The sequence below is a fragment of the Rhodococcus sp. 05-339-2 genome (assembly GCF_002258965.1).
Lineage (GTDB): Bacteria > Actinomycetota > Actinomycetes > Mycobacteriales > Mycobacteriaceae > Rhodococcoides.
The window spans coordinates 127087-148786 of sequence record NZ_NOYW01000018.1; the positions used below are offsets into that span (position 1 = coordinate 127087).

At 64.1% G+C, this 21700-nt stretch carries 19 protein-coding genes; 7 read left to right on the top strand and 12 right to left on the bottom strand.

Annotated features, from left to right (window positions below; genetic code table 11):
- Nucleotides 1-19 precede the first annotated feature (19 nt).
- Together ureG and CH273_RS18440 are read left to right on the top strand one after the other, a co-directional pair.
- Nucleotides 20-724, top strand: coding sequence for an urease accessory protein UreG (gene ureG / locus CH273_RS18435; RefSeq protein ID WP_032398114.1), 705 nt, complete (start codon nucleotides 20-22; stop codon nucleotides 722-724).
- 6 nt (nucleotides 725-730) lie between these two features.
- The gene (locus CH273_RS18440) at nucleotides 731-1399 is read left to right on the top strand and encodes an urease accessory protein UreD (protein ID WP_032398113.1); all 669 of its coding nucleotides are present in this window, start codon (nucleotides 731-733) and stop codon (nucleotides 1397-1399) included.
- Between the two features lie 102 nt (nucleotides 1400-1501).
- On the opposite strand, the gene CH273_RS18445 is transcribed toward CH273_RS18440, so the two are convergent.
- From CH273_RS18445 to dapA, 6 genes are all read right to left on the bottom strand, one after another.
- Nucleotides 1502-2905: an NAD(P)/FAD-dependent oxidoreductase gene (locus tag CH273_RS18445; RefSeq protein ID WP_032398112.1), complete on the bottom strand. Its 1404-nt coding sequence runs from the start codon at nucleotides 2903-2905 to the stop codon at nucleotides 1502-1504.
- Between the two features lie 97 nt (nucleotides 2906-3002).
- On the bottom strand, nucleotides 3003-3803 hold the full coding sequence (locus tag CH273_RS18450; RefSeq protein WP_032398111.1) for a HugZ family pyridoxamine 5'-phosphate oxidase: 801 nt from the start codon (nucleotides 3801-3803) through the stop codon (nucleotides 3003-3005).
- Nucleotides 3804-3826: 23 nt separating this feature from the next.
- A complete protein-coding gene (locus CH273_RS18455) occupies nucleotides 3827-4504 on the bottom strand; it encodes a GAP family protein (protein WP_032398110.1) in 678 nt (225 codons plus the stop codon).
- Nucleotides 4505-4511: 7 nt separating this feature from the next.
- Complete coding sequence (locus CH273_RS18460; RefSeq protein ID WP_032398109.1) at nucleotides 4512-5078, bottom strand: isochorismatase family protein; 567 nt, start codon at nucleotides 5076-5078, stop codon at nucleotides 4512-4514.
- Between the two features lie 4 nt (nucleotides 5079-5082).
- Nucleotides 5083-7467, bottom strand: a complete 2385-nt coding sequence (locus tag CH273_RS18465) for an ATP-binding cassette domain-containing protein (protein ID WP_032398108.1) — start codon at nucleotides 7465-7467, stop codon at nucleotides 5083-5085.
- 6 nt (nucleotides 7468-7473) lie between these two features.
- The gene (gene dapA, locus CH273_RS18470; RefSeq protein WP_032398107.1) at nucleotides 7474-8418 is read right to left on the bottom strand and encodes a 4-hydroxy-tetrahydrodipicolinate synthase; all 945 of its coding nucleotides are present in this window, start codon (nucleotides 8416-8418) and stop codon (nucleotides 7474-7476) included.
- A gap of 72 nt (nucleotides 8419-8490) precedes the next feature.
- On the opposite strand from dapA, the gene CH273_RS18475 reads away from it, so the two are divergent.
- A complete protein-coding gene (locus tag CH273_RS18475) occupies nucleotides 8491-9390 on the top strand; it encodes a LysR family transcriptional regulator (RefSeq protein ID WP_032398106.1) in 900 nt (299 codons plus the stop codon).
- Here CH273_RS18475 and helR read toward each other — a convergent pair.
- From helR to CH273_RS18505, 4 genes are all read right to left on the bottom strand, one after another.
- Nucleotides 9351-11528 (bottom strand): RNA polymerase recycling motor ATPase HelR, encoded by a 2178-nt coding sequence (gene helR, locus CH273_RS18480; RefSeq protein ID WP_032398105.1) that lies wholly within the window; start codon nucleotides 11526-11528, stop codon nucleotides 9351-9353. The two genes, CH273_RS18475 and helR, sit on opposite strands and share 40 nt — an antisense overlap.
- Before the next feature lie 134 nt (nucleotides 11529-11662).
- Nucleotides 11663-13858 (bottom strand): sensor domain-containing protein, encoded by a 2196-nt coding sequence (locus CH273_RS18485; protein ID WP_052050371.1) that lies wholly within the window; start codon nucleotides 13856-13858, stop codon nucleotides 11663-11665.
- Nucleotides 13859-14387: 529 nt separating this feature from the next.
- Nucleotides 14388-14777 carry a transcriptional regulator gene (locus CH273_RS18500; RefSeq protein WP_052050369.1) on the bottom strand — a complete coding sequence of 130 codons (390 nt, stop codon included), beginning with the start codon at nucleotides 14775-14777 and terminating at the stop codon, nucleotides 14388-14390.
- On the bottom strand, nucleotides 14774-15268 hold the full coding sequence (locus tag CH273_RS18505) for a hypothetical protein (protein WP_032398102.1): 495 nt from the start codon (nucleotides 15266-15268) through the stop codon (nucleotides 14774-14776). Before CH273_RS18505 ends, CH273_RS18500 begins: the two co-directional genes overlap by 4 nt.
- Before the next feature lie 80 nt (nucleotides 15269-15348).
- Here CH273_RS18505 and CH273_RS18510 point away from each other — a divergent pair, with 80 nt between their 5' ends.
- The 4 genes from CH273_RS18510 to CH273_RS18525 all read left to right on the top strand — a co-directional run bounded on the left by CH273_RS18510 (nucleotide 15349) and on the right by CH273_RS18525 (nucleotide 19375).
- Nucleotides 15349-15822 (top strand): hypothetical protein, encoded by a 474-nt coding sequence (locus CH273_RS18510; protein ID WP_032398101.1) that lies wholly within the window; start codon nucleotides 15349-15351, stop codon nucleotides 15820-15822.
- A gap of 207 nt (nucleotides 15823-16029) precedes the next feature.
- Nucleotides 16030-16587 carry a hypothetical protein gene (locus CH273_RS18515; RefSeq protein ID WP_052050364.1) on the top strand — a complete coding sequence of 186 codons (558 nt, stop codon included), beginning with the start codon at nucleotides 16030-16032 and terminating at the stop codon, nucleotides 16585-16587.
- A 47-nt stretch (nucleotides 16588-16634) separates the two neighbouring features.
- On the top strand, nucleotides 16635-17786 hold the full coding sequence (locus CH273_RS18520) for a GNAT family N-acetyltransferase (RefSeq protein ID WP_032398099.1): 1152 nt from the start codon (nucleotides 16635-16637) through the stop codon (nucleotides 17784-17786).
- A gap of 506 nt (nucleotides 17787-18292) precedes the next feature.
- On the top strand, nucleotides 18293-19375 hold the full coding sequence (locus CH273_RS18525; protein ID WP_032398098.1) for a GGDEF domain-containing protein: 1083 nt from the start codon (nucleotides 18293-18295) through the stop codon (nucleotides 19373-19375).
- 36 nt (nucleotides 19376-19411) lie between these two features.
- On the opposite strand, the gene CH273_RS18530 is transcribed toward CH273_RS18525, so the two are convergent.
- Both CH273_RS18530 and CH273_RS18535 read right to left on the bottom strand, forming a co-directional pair.
- Nucleotides 19412-19909, bottom strand: a complete 498-nt coding sequence (locus CH273_RS18530) for a DUF6328 family protein (RefSeq protein WP_032398097.1) — start codon at nucleotides 19907-19909, stop codon at nucleotides 19412-19414.
- Nucleotides 19906-21579, bottom strand: coding sequence for a cation:proton antiporter family protein (locus CH273_RS18535; protein WP_082322663.1), 1674 nt, complete (start codon nucleotides 21577-21579; stop codon nucleotides 19906-19908). Before CH273_RS18535 ends, CH273_RS18530 begins: the two co-directional genes overlap by 4 nt.
- Nucleotides 21580-21700 lie beyond the last annotated feature (121 nt).

Below are 21700 nucleotides of genomic sequence, written 5' to 3' on the forward strand. Positions count from 1 at the left end.
TAGTGACAAGGAGTTCGACATGCCCCCGCACCTGATCGACGGTGAGCCCCACGACCACGGTTTGGATCGCCCCAAGCGCGCACGGGCGGCAGGCGACGCGCTGCGAGTCGGAATCGGTGGGCCCGTCGGCTCCGGGAAGACGGCGTTGGTGGCCGCGTTGTGCCGCCAGCTGCGCGACGAGCTCTCACTCGGCGTGCTCACCAACGACATCTACACCACCGAGGATGCGGACTTCCTGCGTCGGCACGCGGTATTGCCCGACGAGCGGATCACCGCAGTACAGACCGGTGGCTGCCCGCACACGGCAATTCGTGACGACATCACGGCCAACCTCGACGCCATCGACGATCTGATCGAGAACAACCCGCCCCTCGATCTGATTCTCGTGGAATCCGGTGGCGACAATCTGACGGCGACGTTCTCGTCCGGTCTGATCGACGTTCAGATATTCGTCGTCGACGTGGCCGGGGGAGACAAGGTGCCGCGCAAGGGCGGTCCCGGTGTGACGTTCTCCGACCTGCTGGTCGTCAACAAGACCGACCTCGCCCCGTACGTCGGAGCCGATCTCGGTGTCATGGAACGGGACGCGGCCCAGGTGCGCGAGGGGCGGCCGACTGCGCTGATCTCCCTCACCGACGATCCCGCGGCGACCACCGTGCTCGAGTGGGTGCGAGAGCAGCTGAAGGTGATCGCCGACGCCGACGCGCATGCCCACACGCACTGAGCGTCGATGCACACAGAGCTCTGCATCGACGCGAGCCGCAGCCGGAGCCCTCGTATCACCTCGGTGGGCGGACTCGCAGGCCGCCAGACGGGACCGGACACAGTTCACCTGATCGGTACGGCGGCAACTCCTCTCGGCGGAGACACCATCGTTGTCAGAATATCGGTGGCGGCCGGGGCGCATCTGGAGGTGCGCAGTGTCGCAGCCTCGTTGGCGATGCCGGGTGGGCTGCACCGTCACTCGTCCGCGCAGTGGCACTTCGAGGTCGGTGCAGGCGCATCGCTGATCTTCGATCCCGAACCGATGGTCGTCGTCTCCGACGCCTCGCATTCGGTGATCAACACCGTTGTACTGGAGAAGGATTCGACCCTACGGCTGCGTGAGCGTACCCAGATCGGCCGCTTCGAGGAAGCGTCGGGGCACTGGAGCAGTGCGATTCGATGCGATGTCGGGGGTAGCCCGCTGCTACGCCATCGAGTGGAGCTGGGCGCGGGATCGGTTGCGCACGACGCGTTGTCGGCCCCGCTGTCGATGTCCAGTACTCTGCGCTATCCCGATACCCGGGCATCCGAGGTCGATCTGGCCGACGGCACCGTCCGGCTGGCGTTGGCCGGCGGCGGCTCGCTGAGTACCTCGGTGGGGCGTCGTCTGCTGCCCGTCGAACCGGGGATGTGAGACCGGTCGCTCGGACAACGAGCAACGCAGCGGCCGACGGTATCCCGTCGGCCGATGCGTTGTGTCAGAGCTTGTTTCGGTCGATTCCCGGTTCGGGGTCGATCAGCCTGCCGCCTTCTCGCGTTCCTGGTCCGACTCGTCCGCGGCTGCCTCGACGGCCCCCGCACGCTCGAGGGAATTGAGTTGCTCGATGGCAAGTCGCGCGAACACCTGCTGCTCGGTCGACGCCATCTGCGCGCGGCCCTTGCCGAGGAACGTCACGAACCACGAGATGACCGTCGTGATGCGGCTGCGGTAGCCCACGAGGTAGTACAGGTGCAGAGCGAGCCACATGAGCCAGGCGATGAATCCGCCGAATTCGAGTTTGCCGACCTTGGCGACCGCGTTGAATCGCGACACCGTTGCCATCGAACCCTTGTCGAAGTACTTGAACGGGGCCCGCTGGGCGGGATCGTCCTGGCCCTTGACCGATGCCTTGATCAGCTTGGCAGCGTAGGTTGCGCCCTGAATGGCACCCTGCGCCATGCCCGGAACGTCCTTGACCGACATCAGGTCGCCGATCACGAACACGTTCGGGTGGCCCTTGACGGTGAGGTCCGGTTCCACCAGCACACGTCCGGCGCGGTCGGTCTCCGATCCCGACTGGTCGGCGAGCTGCTTGCCGAGAGGGCTGCCCTGCACGCCTGCGGACCAGACCTTGCACTGCGCCTCGATGCGACGCGTGGTGCCGTCCTTCTCCTTGACCGTCAGGCCGTCGTTGTCGACGTCGGTGACCATCGCGTTGAGCTGGATCTCGACGCCGAGCTTCTCGAGCCGTTCGGCGGCCTTGCGGCCGAGCTTCTCGCCCATCGGCGGCAGTACGGCGGGGGCGGCGTCGAGCAGGATGACGCGGGCGTCGCGGGGATCGATGTTGCGGAAGGCACCGTCGAGGGTGCGATCGGCGAGCTCGGCGATCTGCCCGGCGAGCTCGACGCCGGTGGGGCCCGCGCCGACGACCACGAAGGTCATGAGGCGGTCCTTCTCCTCCTGATCGTCTGAGAGTTCGGCCTGCTCGAACGCACCGAGGATGCGTCCACGCAGCTCGAGTGCATCGTCGATGGTCTTCATGCCGGGTGCGAACTCGGCGAAGTGATCGTTGCCGAAGTAGGACTGCTGCGCGCCTGCTGCGACGATCAGGCTGTCGAACGGGGTGACGGTGATGCGTTCGAGAAGCTTGGACGTCACCGTCTTGGCCTCGAGATCGATGTTCAGCACGTCTCCGAGCAGCACCTCTGCGTTCTTCTGCTTGCGCAGAATGACGCGGGTGGTGGGAGCGATCTCGCCGACGGACAGGATGCCTGTCGCGACCTGATAGAGGAGAGGTTGGAAAAGGTGGTGTGTCGTCTTGGCGACGAGGGTGATGTCGACGTCGGCTTTCTTGAGGGCCTTGACGCCGAACAGACCTCCGAACCCGGAACCGATGACGACGACGCGGTGACGCTTCGATTCGAGCGGTTGGATGCTCATTACCTGCTCCCTAACGATTGCGGTGTGAGGTCAACGGTAGTCGCCATCCATCGCGACGTCTCGACAAGGTCGTCGTGTCCGTGATGGCAGTCCACACCTATCGGCCGGCTGCTGCTCGCTTCGCAAGTTCCACGGTCGCGGCCCGCAGTTCGGTGGCCGAGTCGATCGGAGTCGCGTACCCGACTCTGGTGTACGCGATCCCGCGCGGAGTGAGCACTTTCAGATCCAGTCCGTACCGGTCGGCGGCCGTGCACTCGGCGGACGTGGCATCGGGAAAGCCGCCCAGTTCGCGGGCCATCGCAGTGAGCGACGACGAGTGGTCGGCGTTGAGGTGCTCTATCGCGTATCCGGAGGTCGGTGACACCGGATCGGGCGCAGCCTGCGCATACGCCTCGGCAGTTGCCGAATCCATTCGGCCGTATCCGCCGACCCACCGGACCCGATGCACGCGCATGATCCACAGCGTGAAGTCGCTGTAGTCCAGGTAGTACTTCGCCGCCGGTACGCCGTCGAGATGCGCTGCGCGGGCCGCGGCCAATTCGTCACCCTCGGGCCGCTCGACCACGCCTGCCAGCGTGATTCGGCCCGATGCCAGCGGATCGGTCTGCGATTGCGGTGCCACGATCGACAGGCTCATCCGTTGATCGCCTGCCAGGTTGCGTCCGTGCTCGGCCATGCGCGAGACACACAGAACCGGCGCGCCGTCGAGCAATCCGTAGGTCACGAACGAGGCCCAGGGATCACCGTCCGCGGTCAGGCTCGCGAGAGTTGCGGTGTTGGTGGACGCAGCGATCGTGCGCGCTTCTTCGGCCGCGGAGGGACGACGGTCGTCGACGACCGGGGCCAGGGGAGGGGGAACGGACGGGGCGTCACCGGGATCGCCGTGATCGAGTGCCATGCGCAGAAGCTTACGACGGCGACCTACAGGAGGTCTCCGGCATGAATCAGGGCGTCGGCGACGAGTGCGACGCCGAGCACGACGAAGACGACGCGCACCGTCGGAGGGCCGTACCGCATCAGGGCTCGGACGGTCGCGGTGAACGCGCGCCTCGAGCGTCGACTCTTCCTCGACGCCAGAATCAGCACGAGGACGGGTGGCAGGAGCCCGATCAGGCAGTAGACGACCACGATGGCCGGCCACCACGGCGGACGCGGATCGTAGGTCGAGAGCATCGTCAGCCCCGCGAGGTACGGCACTGCCGTCGGGCCCTGCACCAGACCGATCGTCAGTCCGGTCAAGGCGACGACGGGGATGCTGGAGCCGGCTCGAGCCGCCCACTCCGGTGGGCGGCGCTCGGTGGTGCGCAGAGCACCGAGTGTGATCAGTACCAGCCCGACCGCGAGTTCCGTGCGATACCGCACCGTGGGAGTGATGGTGATGTCGAACAGATCGGTGAAGAAGTCGATGCCGAGAACGGTGAGGATGCCGAATGTGGTCGTCGCCGTGAACACCCCGCCGACGAAGGCCAGCCCGGCTCGGAACGGGGACCGGCGGGTCGTTCTCGCGTGCACTGCGATGGCTGCGGTCACGCCGATCAACAACACGTCGAGCGAATCGAGTATCGCGAATCCGACGAGAGCGAGCAGCAAGGTCACCATGGAGGGTTCAGGGTATCGGTCGGGTGAAATCGACCTTCTCGGTGACGACGGCCTCGGCGGTCCGGCCGGGAGCGGTCTGGTTGTCCCAGTACATGTTCGTGTGCGCGATGACCTGGGCAGGCGGCGGCGCGCCCCACTCGGTCAGGTCCTCGGCGGTGTGGGCATCGCTCACCAGCGTCACGTCGTATCCGCGGACCAAGGCTCCGTGCAGCGTGGACCTGATGCAGAAGTCCGTGTGCGCGCCGGCGATGACGACGTGCCCCACGCCGAACGAAGCGAGGTCGGCTTCGAGACCGGTGTCCTCGAAGGCGTCGCCGTGCTTCTTGTGGACGATTCGATCGCCTGGAACCACGGGCAGAGCGTCGAGAAGCTTCCACCCGTCCGTCCCGAAGCGCAGCTCCTTCTCGGCGGAGTGCTGCACCCAGATCACCGGCGTGCTCGTCTCTCGGGCTCGCGATACCAGGGTCACGATGTTGTCGACGACGGGCTGCCGGTCGTGGACGGCGACCATCACGTCGTTCTGCACGTCGACGATCACCAGTGCGGTGGCGTTCCGGTGGGCCAGGGTGGTCACGTAGTCAGCTCCCTACGTACGCGGCCAGGTGCCGGCCGGTCAGGGTCGAACCGTCTGCCACCAGATCGGACGGTGTTCCCTCGAACACGACGAGGCCTCCGTCGTGGCCGGCACCCGGTCCGAGATCGATGATCCAGTCGGCGTGGGCCATGACGGCCTGATGGTGCTCGATCACGATCACCGACTTGCCGGAGTCGACCAGCCGGTCGAGCAACCCGAGCAGCTTGTCGACATCGGCGAGATGCAGCCCGGTGGTGGGCTCGTCGAGCACGTAGATCCCGCCCTTGTCGGCCATGTGCGTCGCCAGCTTGAGGCGTTGGCGTTCGCCACCCGACAGTGTGGTCAACGGCTGGCCGATCTTGAGGTATCCGAGCCCGACGTCGTTCAAGCGCTGCAGAATCTTGTGCGCTGGTAGCAGTTTGGCCGCGCCGTCGGCGAAGAACTCCTCGGCCTCGGCGACCGACATCGACAGCACCTCGTCGATGTTGCGTCCGCCGAAGTGGTACTCGAGTACCGATGCTTGGAATCGCTTGCCCTCGCACTCCTCGCACACCGTGGCGACGCCGGCCATCATCGCGAGGTCGCTGTAGATGACGCCCGCGCCGTTGCACGTCGGGCACGCGCCTTCGGAGTTCGAGCTGAACAGCGCGGGTTTGACGGCGTTCTCCTTGGCGAACGCCTTTCGGATCGGTTCGAGCAGCCCGGTGTACGTTGCGGGGTTGCTTCGCCGTGATCCACGGATGGTCCCTTGATCGACCGACACCACATCGTCTGTCCCCGAGAGCGATCCGTGAACGAGTGAACTCTTGCCCGAGCCTGCGACGCCGGTGACGACGACCAGTACACCGAGTGGAACGTCGACGTCCACTTCGCGCAGATTGTGGGAGTTCGCGCCGCGAATCTCCAGCACCTCGGAGAATTCGCGTACGGATTTCTTCAGTGCTGCCCGATCGTCGAAATGCCGACCGGTGACGGTGTCGCTCCGCCGTAAACCGTCGACGGTGCCCTCGAAACAGACGTGCCCGCCTGCGCTTCCCGCACCGGGACCCAGATCGACGACGTGGTCTGCGATGGAGATCGTCTCGGGCTTGTGCTCCACTACCAGCACGGTGTTTCCCTTGTCCCGCAGCTGAAGCAGCAGATTGTTCATTCGCTCGATGTCGTGGGGATGCAGGCCGGTGGTGGGCTCGTCGAACACGTACGTCACGTCGGTCAACGACGATCCCAGGTGACGAATCATCTTGGTGCGCTGAGCCTCTCCACCGGACAGTGTTCCCGAGGGACGATCGAGGCTCAGGTAACCGAGCCCGATCTCGACGAACGAGTCGAGGGTCTCACCGAGTGTGGTCAGCAGTGGTGCCACCGACGGTTCCTTCAGGCCGCCGACCCACTTCGCCAGGTCGCTGATCTGCATGGAACATGCGTCGGCGATGTTGATGCCCTCGATCTTCGACGACCGAGCGCCCTCGTTGAGTCGGGTGCCGTTGCAGTCGGGACATGTCGTGAAGGTGATCGCGCGTTCGACGAATGCGCGGATATGCGGCTGCATTGCGTCGACGTCCTTGGACAGGAACGATTTCTGGATCTGAGGCACGAGACCCGAGTAGGTCAGATTGATGCCCTCGACCTTGATTTTCGTCGGCTCGCGATAGAGCAGATCGTCGAGTTCCTTCTTCGTGTATTTCGAGATGGGCTTGTCCGGGTCGAAGTACCCACAGCCGCGGAAAATGCGCCCGTACCAGCCTTCCATGCTGTAACCGGGGATCGTGATCGCGCTCTCGTTCAATGACTTGCTCGCGTCGTAGAGCGCGGTGAGGTCGAAGTCGCTGACGGCGCCTCTGCCCTCGCAGCGCGGGCACATGCCACCGGTCACGGAAAAGGACTTCTTCTCGGTGGTCTGCCTGCCGCCCTTGTCCACCTTGTACGCGCCTGCACCGGACACCGATGCGACGTTGAACGAAAAGGCCTGTGCGGAGCCGATGTACGGCTTTCCGATTCGGCTGAACAGGATCCGAAGCATGGCGTTGGCGTCGGTCGCAGTGCCGACGGTGGAATGGGGATTGGCGCCCATGCGCTGTTGATCGACGATGATGGCCGTGGTGAGTCCGTCCATGACGTCGACATCCGGTCGGCCCAGCGTGGGCATGAATCCTTGAACGAAGGCACTGTAGGTCTCGTTGATCATGCGCTGTGATTCGGCCGCAATCGTACTGAAGACCAACGAGCTCTTGCCGGAGCCGGAGACGCCGGTGAACACGGTCAGTCGGCGCTTGGGTAATTCGACATCGATGTCCTGAAGATTGTTCTGCCGCGCCCCCTGCACACGAATCACATCGTGACTGTCGGCAGCATGCGGTGCCGAGCCCTGCGTGACCTTCTTCGTCGCCATGAGCAGTCAGGCTAGTCGTACCGGAACGTGCCTGCTTCTCGATTCCTGATCGATTCCGGTGGCCGAGAGAGCAGCGTCGAGTCGTCTCAGATCTGCCGCGGAGGACTCCAGAAGTGGGCGTCGCACGGTCGCGTCGGAGATGACGCCGATCCTGGCGAGTGCGGCCTTGGCCATAACGGCTCCCTGCGTCGTGCGCATGACGGCGTCGGTCAACGGCAGGAGTGATCGCTGTACTGCGTTCGCCCGGAGCAGGTCGCCCGCGCGGACCGCATCGATCAGCTCGGCGTAGCGGTCTGCCACCACATTGCCGGTGACGCTGACCAGTCCTGTTGCACCGGAGGCTAGGTAGGGGAGCGCGAGTTCGTCGATTCCGCAGTAGTAGGCGAGGTTCGTCGAGGACATGACGGTCATGGCCTCGTACAGGTCACCCTTCGCGTCCTTGACGGCACCGATGAGAGGGTGACGAGAGAGTGCCTCGAGCGTCGACGCCTCGATGGCCACACCTGTGCGCGCCGGGACGTCGTAGACCATGACGGGCAGCCCACCTGCCTCGGCGATGGCGACGATGTGCTCTGCGATGCCGGTCTGGGTGGGGCGCGAGTAGTACGGAGCGGTGATCAACAGTGCGTCGGCACCGGCTGCCGCTGCGGACCGAGCCATCTCGATCCCCGTGGAGGTGTCGTTGGTGCCGACTCCCGCGGTCACACGAAGAGCGTGATCGCGATGACGACGTGTCCGGGATATCAGCTGCGAGATTTCGTGGCGCGTCAGGGTAGGTGCTTCTCCGGTCGTTCCGGCGACGACGACGCCATCACACCGTGTTGTTGACAGATGCGCGAGAAGGGCATCGACGCCCCCTCGGTCGAGCGATCCATCGGGGTGCATGGGGGTCGCCATGGCGACGACGTTCGTGCCGAAGCTCGTCGAGGCCGGCGATGCAGTGGTGATCATGGTCCGAGTGTGAACCGCCCGATAGATGAGGTCCAGCGATGCATTTTCCGTAATACTGCGTATTTTTGCTTCATGATCGATGTCAGTGCTCTGCACGCCCTGCGGGCCGTCGCAGCCCTGGGCACTCTTGCGCGGGCGGCCGACGAACTCGGCTACACCTCTTCGGCGATCTCCCAGCAGATCAAACGACTCGAACGCCAGATCGGTACCCCGGTGCTGGCGCAGGCCGGTCGGGGAGTCGTGCTCACCCCCGCAGGTCGGGCGGTGGTCGAGTCCGCGGGGGAGGTGTTCGACGCTCTCGAACGGTGCGTCGAGGCGGCTCGATCCGCAGACGAGGGCGTGCCACGTGGGGTCGTTCGGCTGGTCGGATTCTCGACCGCGGTGCGCGGCTTGCTGGCACCCGCGCTGGTCGAGCTGAATCGACGGTATCCGGATCTGACCGTGCACATCAGCGAGGAGGATCCGGATCGTGCACTGCACAGCGTGTATGCCGGTACCGCCGACCTGGCGTTGGTGCACGACGCAGACGGGGTATGGGTGCCCGCTCCTCCCTCGGTCGTTCGGCAACCGATTCACACGGACTTCGGCGACGTGATCATGAAGCGAACTCACCCCCTCGCTCGACGGAAGACCGCGTTGACCCATGCCGACCTCGCTCGGTACCCGTGGGTGACGAGCCCGGCCGGGACGGTATGTCACCAGTGGTTTCGTCGGCTGTTCGCCGAGACGTCCGCCGAGGTCGACGTTCGCCATCTCGTCGACGACTTCTCCACGCAACTCGCGCTGGTCGAAGCCGACGATGTTCTCGCTCTGGTACCTCGCCTCGCGCGTCCGCTGCTCGGAGCCGGTCTCGTCGCGGTGCCGCTCGAGCGCGCTCCCGCTCGTGAGGTGCAGGCTGCGTGGCGGCGCAGCGCCGACGCCAGCCCGGCCATTCATGCTGTGCTGGACGTCCTCCATGCGGCCTCGCGCTGAGTGGTCAGCAGCACCAGCCGTCCGGTCGCGCGTGTCATAGCCACGTACGTGTCGACGGCACCCTCGACTCCGGTCCCGAAGGAATCCGGGTCGATCAGAACGACCAGATCGAATTCGAGTCCCTTCGACAACTGCGGAGTCAGGGATCGGATTCGCTCCGACTCCGGAAATGCAGGATTGCCTATGACGCAAGCGATTCCGGAGGGATTCGAGTCCAGCCATCGGTCGAGAATCGATGCCAGATCTGCCGTGTCTGCGTATTCGACGGGCACACCGGTGCTGCGGATGGAGACCGGAACATTGGCGTCCGGCAGCGCCGCGCGAATCACCGGCTCGGCCGCGGCCATGACTTCCCGCGGGGTGCGGTAATTGACACCGAGGGTGGCGATCCTCACCCGGTCGAGTCCGACCCGTCCGAGCCGTTCGACCCAGGACTCGGCGAACCCCTGCCGCGCTTGCGCCCGGTCTCCGACGATGGTGATGCTGCCCGACGGGCATCGTCGCAGGACCATCTGCCACTGCGCGTCGGTCAACTCCTGCGCCTCGTCGACGACGATGTGTGCGAACGGCCCCGCCGAGGGATCCGTCGGGATCTCCTCGAAGCCCGCCGAATCGACGAGTGCATCGCGAATTCCGTCCTGCCGCAACTGTGCAGCCATCATCTCGTCGTCGTCCGCGGCCATGAGTTCGTCGACCACGCGGTCCATTCGCGCACGCTCCGCAGCCGCGGCCAACTCGCGACGTCGAGTGCGGCGTGAATGCTCGGGATCTCCGAGCCGCATTCGTGCGGCGTCGAGCAGTGGCAGATCGGACACCGTCCACCGCGTCGGATCGGGTCGCTGGAGTGAACGAATCTCCTCGGGGCCGAGCCAGGGTGCGCACCTACGGAGATACGCCGGAACGCTCCACAGATCTGCGACGAGGTCGGCAGCGTCGATGATCGTCCAGGATCGTTCGAGCTCCGTGCGCAGAGGCTCATTGTTCTGCAACGACTTCCGTATCTCGGTTGGGTCCTCGTCACCGTCGTAGCGGTCGGCCAGAATCGTCAGTAGCAGGTCCCAGACCTGTTCGCGAGCCTCGTTGTGCGCAGTGCCGGGATCGGGTGCCTCGAACGCCTCGGCCCAGTCGTCCGGCGTCAGCCTCAGGTCGGCCCACTCCGTCTCCACGATCATGTTCCGAGTCGGCGGCTGCTCGTAGAACGCAACGGCCGCCTCTATCGCCACGCTCATGTCGGCGGATGCCTTCAGTTGCGCGACAGCAGGATTCGGCTCTTCGACCACGTCCGTGCCTTCGGCGACGAGATCCCGGAGGGTGCAGGTCCGCACACCGTCCTCACCCAGACTCGGAAGGACGTCGGAGACGTAGGCGAGGTACGGCTCGTGTGGGCCGACGAACAGCACGCCGCCGCGGCTGTGTCCCAGACGCGATTCCGTGTACAGCAGATACGCGGTGCGATGGAGTGCGACCACGGTCTTCCCGGTTCCCGGGCCACCGTCGACGACCAGCGCGCCCCGGGCGTCCGCTCGAATGATGGCGTCCTGATCTGCTCGAACGGTGCCCAGCACGTCACGCATTCGCGGTGAACGTGCCGTACCCAGACTGGCGATGAAGGCAGACTGATCGTCGAGTGCAGCGTCGGTGATCGGTCCGGTCAGGTCGAACACCTCGTCCCAATAGTCGGTGATGGTGCCGTTCGTCCACCGATATCGTCGACGACTCCGCAGCCCCATGGGATTGGCGTGAGTGGCACCGAAGAAGGGTTCGGCCGCGGGGGAGCGCCAGTCGACGAGGAGTTGTTCACCCGATGTCCCCAACAATCCGAGTCGTCCGATGTACACCGGCTCGTCCGTATCGGAGGCCACGACTCGACCCAGGCACAGATCCACCCCGTACCGACGAAGTGAACGGAGACGTCCGCCCAACCTGTGAATCTCGAAGTCCCGCTCCATCACCTCTCGGCCCATTCGGCCCGACGACTTCTGCGCGGCCGCGAGCTGCGCCGCGGTATCGGATCGAGACTTCTCGATGCTCGAGCGGATCGCGGAGAAGTGTCGCTCGTCGTGGCCGATCAGCGCTGGATCACGTTTGCGTGCGAGGCTGTCGGGTAGGGCGAAAATGCTTGGGTGCACATGCTTCACAGGACTCCGATCGAATGGTTCTCGGTTGCAGCGAGCCATTCTGAGCCCTGCACGGGGTCTTGCCGCAAGCCCCGGGGTGCGCTATATGTTGAAAGTGGAAAGACGTGATCGTCGCTTTCCGATTCCTCCGCGATTCATCCGGCACCGAGAAGCAGATCGGCGATGGCACCGGCACCGACCGGCCGGCCCAAGAGGTATCCCTGCGCGAAGTCGCAGCCGGTAGCGGCCAGTGCCTCCAGTTGCTCCTCGGTCTCGACGCCCTCGCCGACGACGGTGACGTCGAATGCGCGTGCCAGTGCCACGATGGCCGAGACGATCGCGCGAGCCCTGGGAGCGGGCAGCCGAGCTATGTACGACTTGTCGATCTTGAAGCACTCGAACATGGGGTAGCGGTCGAGATACGACATGGAGCTGTGGCCTTTACCCATGTCGTCGAGCAGCAGAGCCACACCCATCGCGTGCAGAGCAGAGACGGTGTCGGCGACGCGCTCGGTGTCCGCGACCCACACGGTTTCGGTCACTTCGAGTCCGAGAGCGAAGGCAGGCAGTCCCGTCTCTGCGAGTATGGAAGCGACCTCGGCGGGAAAGTCGGGATCGCGGAGTTGCAGCGCGCTGACGTTGACGCGAACCACGATGTCGGAGAACGTCCGCCACCGCGCCGCGGCCGTGCATGCGGTACGCAGCGCCCATGCGCCCAATGGTGTTGCAAGACCTGTTCTTTCGGCGACGCCGACGAACTCGCTCGGTTCGATGGGGCCGAGCTCATGGTGATTCCAGCGGGCGAGTGCCTCCACCGCGACGATTTTCCGCGACGCGATGTCCACCAATGGTTGGTACGCGAGAGTGAGCTCGTCGGCGCGCAGCGCCGCTCGCAGATCTATCGACAGTGACCTGATGCGATCCGCGTCGTAGAGATCGGTGGGATCGAAAACGGCATGCCCGCCGGTCCCACTGTCCTTCGCGCGGTACATGGCCAAGTCGGCGCGGTGGATCAGCTCGTGCCGAGTCGAATTCGGTTCGGACACCGCGATACCGATGCTGGCACTCAAGGGGATGGGCACGTCCTCGGCCGAGAAGGGAACCGCGATGGAACTCGTGATGTGTCGCGCCAATTCCTCTGCATGAGCCACGCTGTCCACACCCTCGCAGACGATCAGGAATTCGTCGCCGCCCAGGCGCGCGATGGTGTCGGCGTCTCGGATCGCCGAGGCGAGCCGTTCGACGAACTTGACCAGCGCCCTGTCTCCGGCGTCGTGTCCCAAGCTGTCGTTGATGATCTTGAAGTCGTCGATGTCGAGCAGCAGAAGAGCCACGGTGCCGGACTGTTGTCTCGCGCGGTTCAGTGCCGAATCGATGACCTCGTATGCGAGGGTGCGGTTGGGTAGACCGGTCAGGGCGTCGTGCGTACTGCGTCGTCGCAGTTGAAGTTCGAGGTCGATGCGGCGTATTGCCGCGGATACGATGCCGGCCACCGAACTGAGGAACGACACCTCTTCGTCGCGGTAGAGACGGGCCTCGACGCTGTGAATGGAGAGAACTCCCCACGCTTTTCCGGCCGCGGTGAAGATGGGAACTCCGACGCCGCTGCGCAGGCCGAGCGAGATCATCGTGTCGGTCCGGAATCGATTCTCGGTGTGACAGTCGTTGCACACGACAGGCTCCGAGAGGGTCAGGGCGAGTCCCACCAACGAACCGTCCCCGGAGGGAATGTCCTGACGCATACCGAGTACACCGCTGGCCGCGTCCATGGTCAAGTACGGGTCGGTCGGGTGCTCGAGGTGGGCGATGGCGGAGTTTCCCACGCCGATCAGGGTGGCTGCGGTGGCGGTTGCTGCGGTGAGCAAACTGGGTAGCTCGGCGATGACGGCGAATCGGCTCAGATCGGCCAGAGCCTTCTGCTCCTGAGCATGACGACCGGCGACCACTGCATCGGCCGCGATCCTGGCATTGCGCTGCTCCACCGTATGTCGGTGCCGAATGGTGGATGCCACCACGTCGGCGCCGCCGTCGTCACGAGGGATCACATAGGACGACACCACCACCGGCATGCCGGTCCCGGTCACGTGATGGCGCAGCTCGCAGTACCCCTCCCATTTGCCTTCGGAGAGCAGCCCGGCGGCGATGTCGTCGGTGAGGTCGACTCCGTCGGAGGTGAGCAGTTCCAAGGCCGAGAGTTGGCCGATATCGGCCACGTCATCGAGTCCGATCAGGGTTGATCCTGCCGGATTGATGTACAGAATTCTCCCCGTGAAGTCGGACAGCGCAACGAAGTCCGGAGAACGTTCCAGGAAGGATCGAAGACTCACCGGATCGTCCGGGAGATCGAACATCGGCCCTCCGATCCGTTTCGCTCGGGATACGAGCGCATCGCACCCATGTTATTCGTGGTTCACGTTCCAAGGGTACGAACACGACGTAGACCTGTGTGGGCGGGGCGGACGGATTCGCTCGTCGCCGCTCGTCGGTCTGTCCACCGTGGGCGTCGAGGGACGTTCATCGACGAAGATCGCCACGTCGCCCACCATCGTCACCTCGACCTGCGCGAATCTGTCGGACAGCGGAACGGTCACCACACCACCGTCCTGTCCTCGACACGAACGCGACCGAAGAATCGATGGGTACTGTCGTCACCGAAGTGGTTGTAGCTGTTCACAAGTACGGCGATTTCATCGACGAGAGCACTCAGCGCAGGGGAGTGGACGTCGATTCCGTCGTCGTGCTGCCAACCCCAATCAGCGTGTACGAGAAAGCAGGGTGGATCGGAACCGACGTCACACAGGTGGACCCCACATCAGGACGAGTGGAGCGACGGCTGTTTCGGATGCTGGATGGTGAAAGTGTCGCCCGGTGACATGGGTTTCAGCCCAATTCGGGTGTGGTGCCGAAGGTCGGACTCCACGTTCGGAGGGGTGGCCGTGACGACGATGGCTCCGGGTGGCCATGGGCGATGACATGAAGCTCGGCGATGTGTGAGTCGAATGCTTCTCGTCCAGCGCGTGTCAGTTTCACCCATGTCAATCTCCTCGAGTCCGAACGTGACAGCGACGCAGTCTTGTTCATCGAGACGTAGCCCGCGTCGGAGAGCGCTCTGAGATGTTTCGACAGCGACGCGTCGCTGATCTGAAGTGTGTCGCGTATGACCGCGAAGTCGATTTCGTCGATCCGGCGGAGAAGTCCGCAGACGCGCAAGCGGACTGGAGCATGGATGACGGAATCGAATCTCGGTCGGGCACCGGGATCTTCGGTCATGACCAGCTGCTTCTGGACCGACGACCGGCGAGTTGCCGGACGCCTCCAGCGTGCAGATGGGTTCGGTACACGCCGTCGAACAGGCGGCCGCCAAACAGCACGATGACGAAGCACACGGCCTGCGGCAGAAGCACCCACCACGCCGTCAGTGATGCCACCACGCCGTAGGACACGCTCAACAGGCCGAGCACGCTGACCAGCAGTCCAATGAGAACAGCCCATCCCATCATGCCTACTGCCGCTGGCCGCACCCCGGATATGCGGGGGTACAGCAGAGCCAATGTCACGGCTGCCGCAACCGGAAGGGCGCCGAGCGCTGCACTTACGTTGCCGTCCGGCAATGCCGGTGTGCCTACGTACAGGGCGGCGAGGGCGGCGAAGACCGGGTAGAACCAGGACGGCGCGGCGAGGCGCTCGGCTAGCAAGACCCGATCGGCGTGGATTGCACCCAGAAGATCGCGGATATCGTCCGGTGACTGATGGCTTTCCATAGCGGAAACTCTAACACTTTCCGAATCGGCAAGTGTTATGTTCGAGCCTCCCACTGCACCACGAACACCCACGGAGGGTCATGAAGAAGCATCCGATCGTCACACGGTCACTCGCCCTCGCAAGCGCGGTCACGGCGGCGATCGCCGCGGGGACCGTGCAATCGAGTGCCCAGGAAATGTACTTCTCGCCGCAGCAGCGAATCTACACTCTCGCCGAGGCACCCCAATGTGGTGCTGGCACAGTCGATGTAGATGTCACGAGCGGATACGCGCCCAACGAGATTCGAGCGAACTTCACGACCCACCTGTACAGTCCGGCGTGGGCTGGATCAGCCGACTACGAGTGCTATCTGAGCATCTATGCGGATTGGCGTAACCACGACACCGGACTCAGCGGAACCGCCGAGCAGCGGGTGGCGAGCTGGCGGTTCCAAGGCCCCAATGTGGCAAACCCTTACCTGGACATCGAGACAGGGGAGGGGCCGCTTACGGTCACCTTCAGAACAAGTGCCGCGCATTCACCGAGTCCCACCTTCGAAGTGCCGGCCCGCTGAACGATGCCGATCGAACCAGTCGCTCACGCCGAGACGTTCGTGTCGACTACCGAAAAGAGAAGAGTAAATATGACGATTGCTCGTAAGTCCGTTGTTCTGGTTGCGACTTTGTGCGGGTTGGCTCTCGGTGGTTGTGCGAGTGGCGATTCGGACACCAGTGCCCCGCCGGAAACTACGTCTGTGCCCGCTGGGACGACGACCTCGCCCGTGGAGACGACCACCGAGTCGTCGGTTGTGGCCGAGCCGCCGACTCAGGGCGAGGTCGAATCGCCACAGGAATCAGCAGTCGCTCCGCCGACGCGAACGCCGGAGGAAGCAGCGGATCTGGTGCCGGGTGGTGGCGGTGCGACCTTGCAGCCGTCGTTAGACCAACCGGGCAACGTCGATCCCGCGACGTTCCGGACGGGGAGCGATAAGTACAACTTCACTTCGCCGACGGGCAACATCCACTGCGGCATCTGGGACGCCGACGGTCCCGAGGGGCGAGTGGGATGTCAGGCCGTGGACGGCAGGAATCCCTTCGAGGGACCCCAGTGCTCGATGGCCGAAAACGACAAGGTCGCAGTTCGCGTCACCGCGGCGGGCTCGGAAAGCATGTGCACGACGCAGGGCATCTACGTGGATGCGAACGCGCCGGTGCTCGAATTCGGCCAGGTGCTGTCGGTCGAGGGCGTGGTGTGCCAGTCAGGGCCCGACGACATAATCGGATGCACAGCACCAACGGGCGGATTCACGTTCTCCCGAGGTATCAACTACACCTACTGATTCGGACGTTGCGGGGTGTCGGCCAGCAGTCCACACTGGGACCCACCATGACGAACTACGACCTACGCGCGAACCCACGGAAATTGCGGCCGCGGCCAGCGGTCCCGCGCGAGGCGGCGATCGAACTGACGTCCAGCGGGGTGCCTGTTTCCGAGCGTGACTTCTTCATCGAGGAATTCCGCGGGGTCACGATCGTGATTGCCCTTCCCGTGTTGAGTGTCGCTGCGCTCGAGGCAGTGGAACGAACGGTCGAGGAGTTCGGTCCTGGTGATACGCGATTCATTTTCGTCGTGCCAGCCGACCACGTTCCGGAAGTCGCCGCTGCAGTCGGTGGTGTGGCCATGGCGAGTGGGACTGTCTGGAACGACGAGTCCGTCGCCCGTCTGTGGCTCGCTATCGCAGACTCGGAATGCGTCGTGATCGGGGCGGAGGCAACCGCGGTCGCGCGCACCGCAGGCACCGTGTCTGCGAGCGTGCGGGCTTCGAAGATGGTTCTGACCGACCCGGGAGGAGGTTGGGGCGATCCTCCTCGCAGCTTCGCCGACATCGACCTGCACCGCGAGCGACTGGTCGCTCATCTGGCCGAACGGGGTCTCGACGACTTTCCGTCCGCGGCCGAGGCGGCACTTGCCGGCGGTGCATACAGCGTAAACCTCTGCCGCGGCGAGGATCTCGAGTTCGAGCTGTTCACATTCGACGGCCGGGGGACCGTCCTCACCCAGGGGCGCTACCTCCACTTGGCGTCCTTGCAGGTCGACGATTTCCCTGCAATCGAGGCGTTGGTCGCACAGGGAGTGCGAGAAGGAGTTCTCAAGCAGCGCAGTCGGATAGAGATTGCCAGGATGGCGGTCGGAGGACTCGGTGCGCGGGTACTGCGTACCGGGCACCTCGCCGGTATCGTCGGGCTGGAGATAGACCGTTACGCAGGAACGGGATTCGCTGAAGTGTCGGGTCTGATCACAGTCGCCGAGTTCTCCGGACTGGGAGCGGGTGGCCTGCTGATGGACGGACTGTTGGAGGTCTGCCGCACGAGGGGCATCGAAAACCTTTTTGCGGTCACCGTCAGCAGTGAAGCCGCGGAGTTCTTCGTCAAACGCAATTTCGTCGAAGTAGGGCACCGGGATGTCCCTGCGGCGAAATGGGATGACTACGACGCCCATCGACTCGAGGCTGCGCGGTGTTTTCTTCGATCCGTCTAGACGGATCCCTATGAACAGTCACGGGGCAGCGCCTGCACGCGGTCCGGTTTGCGACTACTTGACATAATGTTGATTATCGGCAAAACGATGGCCCAGCTCGGAAGCTGACCGGCCGGTCGGCACGGCGGTCCGGTTCATGTGAGTCGAAATGTACGGGTGTGTCTGCGTCGACTCTTCCACCGGCGTGCGCGCAGTTTTCGAGCGTCGAGTCGGCCATCCGCCGTTGGCCGGCTCGGCTCTTCCCTGTCATTGGATGACGTGCGCGTATCTCACCTGATCCAGGCCACCTCTCGGGCCGCTCCTGGGTCGGCCCCCGTTTCACTACTACGAAACGTCACAGTGACGTTTTGGGGTGATGCGGCGGGAGCTGCAATCTTCTCGGTGCGACGGTGATCATGGCGAAAACGGTCATTTCGATCGGTATCGGCCGATTCCGTGGTCGAAGTGCACGTTTCTGCTACTGTCCGTGAAATTGCTCGGTGCAGATACCAGCCGAAGGTCACCCGATGTTCGCCGTTCGTCCGTTCATCTCGGCCTCGGGTCGACGTGTGTCGTCGCAACAGCGCGCGGACAGTTCGGTGGCGGGGCTGTTGGATCTGGACGCGACTCGAACTCGCGTCATTCGATTACTCGTCGGCTCGGGGACGTTGTCGATCGGTCTCATCGGTTTACTGAGCGCACCGTCCGAGGAATACAGCGGTTGGCGAGTACCTGCGGTGGTAGCAATCAGCCTGACCGCGTTTCCGGTCGCGTTGCGTTGGTTCTTCGGTCGATGGCCGGGACCGCGTCTGCTGACTGCATTCATCGTGTATTCGGATGTATCGATCGCCGCCGGTCTGTTGTTGAAGGACACGACAATGACTGCGATCGGCGGCACGGTACTCTTCGCCGTCATCACCACTCTGGCTGTGGTGGCGGTGCCGCTACTCCCCTGTCTCGTGCACATCGTTTTCGCCACCGGCGTCCTTGCGGTGGTGGCCGTACTCACCGTGCACGCGGACGTCGCCAGCGGCTGGGTCGTTGCCGCACACAGTATGACCATGCTGTTGATGTTCGCGTCTCCGCTCATTCTGATGGTGTACGTGAGCGAGCTCAGATCTCGGGCGCGGGAGTCGCTGGTGGACCCGCTGACGGGCCTGCACAACCGTCGCGGGCTGTTCGCTGCAGTAGCTGCTACCGCGATGACGACGCCGGATGTGGAACCGAAGGTGATATGCGCCGTCGCCGCCGATGTCGACGGGATGAAGGGTGTCAACGACAGCTACGGACATCACACCGGCGACGCGGTTCTCGTCGATGTGGCCCAGCACATGCGAGCGCTGGCGGCCAACCGCTGGATCGTCGCACGACTGGGCGGTGACGAGTTCGCGTGCATCGCCGTCGGGCGACCTGCCGACCTCGCCGACCGAACTGCAGAGCTCGTGGAGCGCCTCGGACGGGCCCGGATGTTGTCCGGACTCACCGTCAGTGTCGGGTCGGCAGTGGTACCCGTCGACGCGGACAGTGATGTGCGGCAGTCCGCACACGACGTACTCCGCATCGCGGACTCGGAGATGTATCGAGCGAAACGCAGTCGCTGGCCGGCGTGAGAGCAGACACCGAGCGAATTCGTCGTCACCGCAACGTCATCGAGTTTTCAGATACCACCGTGGGAGTGCCACCCACAACGTGAGGAGAAGGGTCAGAGCGACCAGTGCCGCTACGATGCCGACGAGCGGACCGACCACGAAGTCGAACGTGAGAGCCACTACTCCCACCAGTGCGATGCCGAGCATGAACAGGCCTGCGATCGCGAGTCGGTTGCCGACCCGTACGAGTACATCGATTTCTTTGTGACGGAACAGAATTCGGTGCATTCCCACCGGCGCAATCAGCAGGATGGTTGCAACGATCGACGCACTGACGGTGATCAGATACACCGCTCGGCCGAATGTGGACACGTCGTCGAACCGTTGTTGGAACGGCAGGGTCAGGAGAAATCCGGTCAACAGCTGAACCCCGGTCTGTTCGACGCGCAGTTCCTGAAGTAACCCGAGCCAGTTCCTGTCGAGCTGCTGAGTCGGCGTCTCTCCCCTGGCCCGTGCATTCCACTCGGCATTGGGAGGTATCGACCGATCGGTCACGGGCTCTCCTTGTGTGTTGCCGGTTCGGTCACCGGTCGGGTGACGCCGTCGACGGCGGGTGTACCACGATCGTCGGCGAGAGCGTCGTTGCCCTGGACCGGGGACGCATGGCCAACCTGGTCCGCCAGCTCCAAGCCCGCTCCCGCGTAGACGTTGAAGGCGATGTCGACACCGTGATCCCTGGCCCACTGCACTTCGTCGTCGTAGCGCGCGACAGCAGCGACCGTGCCACTGAACCCGGATTCGCGCAGACAGGCGAGGGCAGTGACGTTGGCACCGTGACGCGGCATCGCCAGCACCGCGATTCGAACCGACTCGGAGTGGCGTAGTTGGTTCCAGAAGTCCAGGTCGGTCGCGTCGCCTTCGATCACTCGCAGGCCCTGGTCGGCGAGTCGGCGAATGCGTGGCCCGTCGTAGTCGACACCCACCACACCGAGGCGGTAGTGGTCGGTCAGCCGCTGATACGCCGCGAACCCGACACGCCCCATCCCGATCACGACGACCTCTGCATCGCCGGCGTCACCGGAACGTTCCTCCGGATGCAGACTGTTCTCGTCCTGCTCGGGCAAACGAGTCGCAATCTTCTCGACCATCAGGTGCCCTCGTCCGTTGACCAGCGCCGACGCCACGAAGCTCAGGGCCACGGCTATCGACATCTCGACCAGCCATGCCGGTGCCAGCAGGCCGGTCGTCACTCCGACCGAGACGACGATCAATCCGAATTCCGAATAGTTCATCAGGCTCAACCCGGCAAGGAGAGCTGTTCGATATCGCAACTTCATCAGGGCGAACAGCGCGAGATACAGCACGGACTTGAGCGGCAACAGAAACACCATGAGCAGTGCGACGCCGAGACTGGGCAGGTCGGGTAGACCGGACAGACCGATCGAGACGAAAAAGCCGACCAGCAGCAGTTCCTTGATGTGGAACAACGATCGAGACAGCTCGGACGATGCCGGATGCGACGCCAGCAGCACACCGATGATCAGTGCACCCAGGTCTCCTTTGAGACCCAGTGCGGAGAACAGCGCGTAACCGGGCACCAGCGCCATCACGATGCCGAAGAGGGATTGCATCTCACCGTGACCCAGTCCGCTCCATACTCGTCGGAGGATGCGAGTGACGGGCCACAGCAGCACCAGCATCAGCGCCCAGGGACTGGGCAGCGTGCCGCTGGTGACGGTCAGGAACACCACGGCGACGATGTCCTGCATCACCAGGACACCGATCGCCACCCGTCCGTAGAGGGCGTGTGACTCCCCTCGCTCCTCGAGGACCTTGACCACGAAGACGGTGCTCGAGAACGACATGGCGAAGGCGAGCAATGCGATCGTCGTCAGGCTCTGCCCGGACAGCATGGCCAACCCCGCCACGGCAGCCAGCCACAGAACGGTGGTACCGACCACGACGCTGATCACCAGATGCACCGAGGTGGTCAGCCACACTTCCCGGCGCAGCAGAATACGAACGTCGAGCTTGAGACCGATTGCGAACAACAGCAGCGTCACACCCAGATCAGCGAGCAGCTCGAGCTGGGGCACCTCACCGACGTCGAGTGCATTGATGACGAAACCGGCAGCCAGAAATCCGACCAGTGGAGGCAGCCGTACCACCATGGCAAGTCCACCCAAACCGAAGGCGATGACGAGGTAGATCGCGGCAACTGTCATGCACGGTCCCTTTGCTGGTGGGCTGCAACCGGATCTCCAACGGATCGTTCGACATCGGCACATGCCGTCGGAGTGTCCTCAGTATCCCGGCAATACCGCGATTTCACAGCGCACGAGGCTC

Excerpts from the sequence above, each read along its gene's own strand:
- ureG (WP_032398114.1), top strand. The coding sequence starts at position 20 with ATGCCCCCGCACCTGATCGACGGTGAGCCCCACGACCACGGTTTGGAT.
- CH273_RS18440 (WP_032398113.1), top strand. The coding sequence starts at position 731 with ATGCACACAGAGCTCTGCATCGACGCGAGCCGCAGCCGGAGCCCTCGT.
- CH273_RS18445 (WP_032398112.1), bottom strand. The coding sequence starts at position 2,905 with ATGAGCATCCAACCGCTCGAATCGAAGCGTCACCGCGTCGTCGTCATC.
- CH273_RS18450 (WP_032398111.1), bottom strand. The coding sequence starts at position 3,803 with ATGGCACTCGATCACGGCGATCCCGGTGACGCCCCGTCCGTTCCCCCT.
- CH273_RS18455 (WP_032398110.1), bottom strand. The coding sequence starts at position 4,504 with ATGGTGACCTTGCTGCTCGCTCTCGTCGGATTCGCGATACTCGATTCG.
- CH273_RS18465 (WP_032398108.1), bottom strand. The coding sequence starts at position 7,467 with ATGGCGACGAAGAAGGTCACGCAGGGCTCGGCACCGCATGCTGCCGAC.
- dapA (WP_032398107.1), bottom strand. The coding sequence starts at position 8,418 with ATGATCACCACTGCATCGCCGGCCTCGACGAGCTTCGGCACGAACGTC.
- CH273_RS18475 (WP_032398106.1), top strand. The coding sequence starts at position 8,491 with ATGATCGATGTCAGTGCTCTGCACGCCCTGCGGGCCGTCGCAGCCCTG.
- CH273_RS18485 (WP_052050371.1), bottom strand. The coding sequence starts at position 13,858 with ATGTTCGATCTCCCGGACGATCCGGTGAGTCTTCGATCCTTCCTGGAA.
- CH273_RS18500 (WP_052050369.1), bottom strand. The coding sequence starts at position 14,777 with ATGACCGAAGATCCCGGTGCCCGACCGAGATTCGATTCCGTCATCCAT.
- CH273_RS18505 (WP_032398102.1), bottom strand. The coding sequence starts at position 15,268 with ATGGAAAGCCATCAGTCACCGGACGATATCCGCGATCTTCTGGGTGCA.
- CH273_RS18510 (WP_032398101.1), top strand. The coding sequence starts at position 15,349 with ATGAAGAAGCATCCGATCGTCACACGGTCACTCGCCCTCGCAAGCGCG.
- CH273_RS18520 (WP_032398099.1), top strand. The coding sequence starts at position 16,635 with ATGACGAACTACGACCTACGCGCGAACCCACGGAAATTGCGGCCGCGG.
- CH273_RS18525 (WP_032398098.1), top strand. The coding sequence starts at position 18,293 with ATGTTCGCCGTTCGTCCGTTCATCTCGGCCTCGGGTCGACGTGTGTCG.
- CH273_RS18535 (WP_082322663.1), bottom strand. The coding sequence starts at position 21,579 with ATGACAGTTGCCGCGATCTACCTCGTCATCGCCTTCGGTTTGGGTGGA.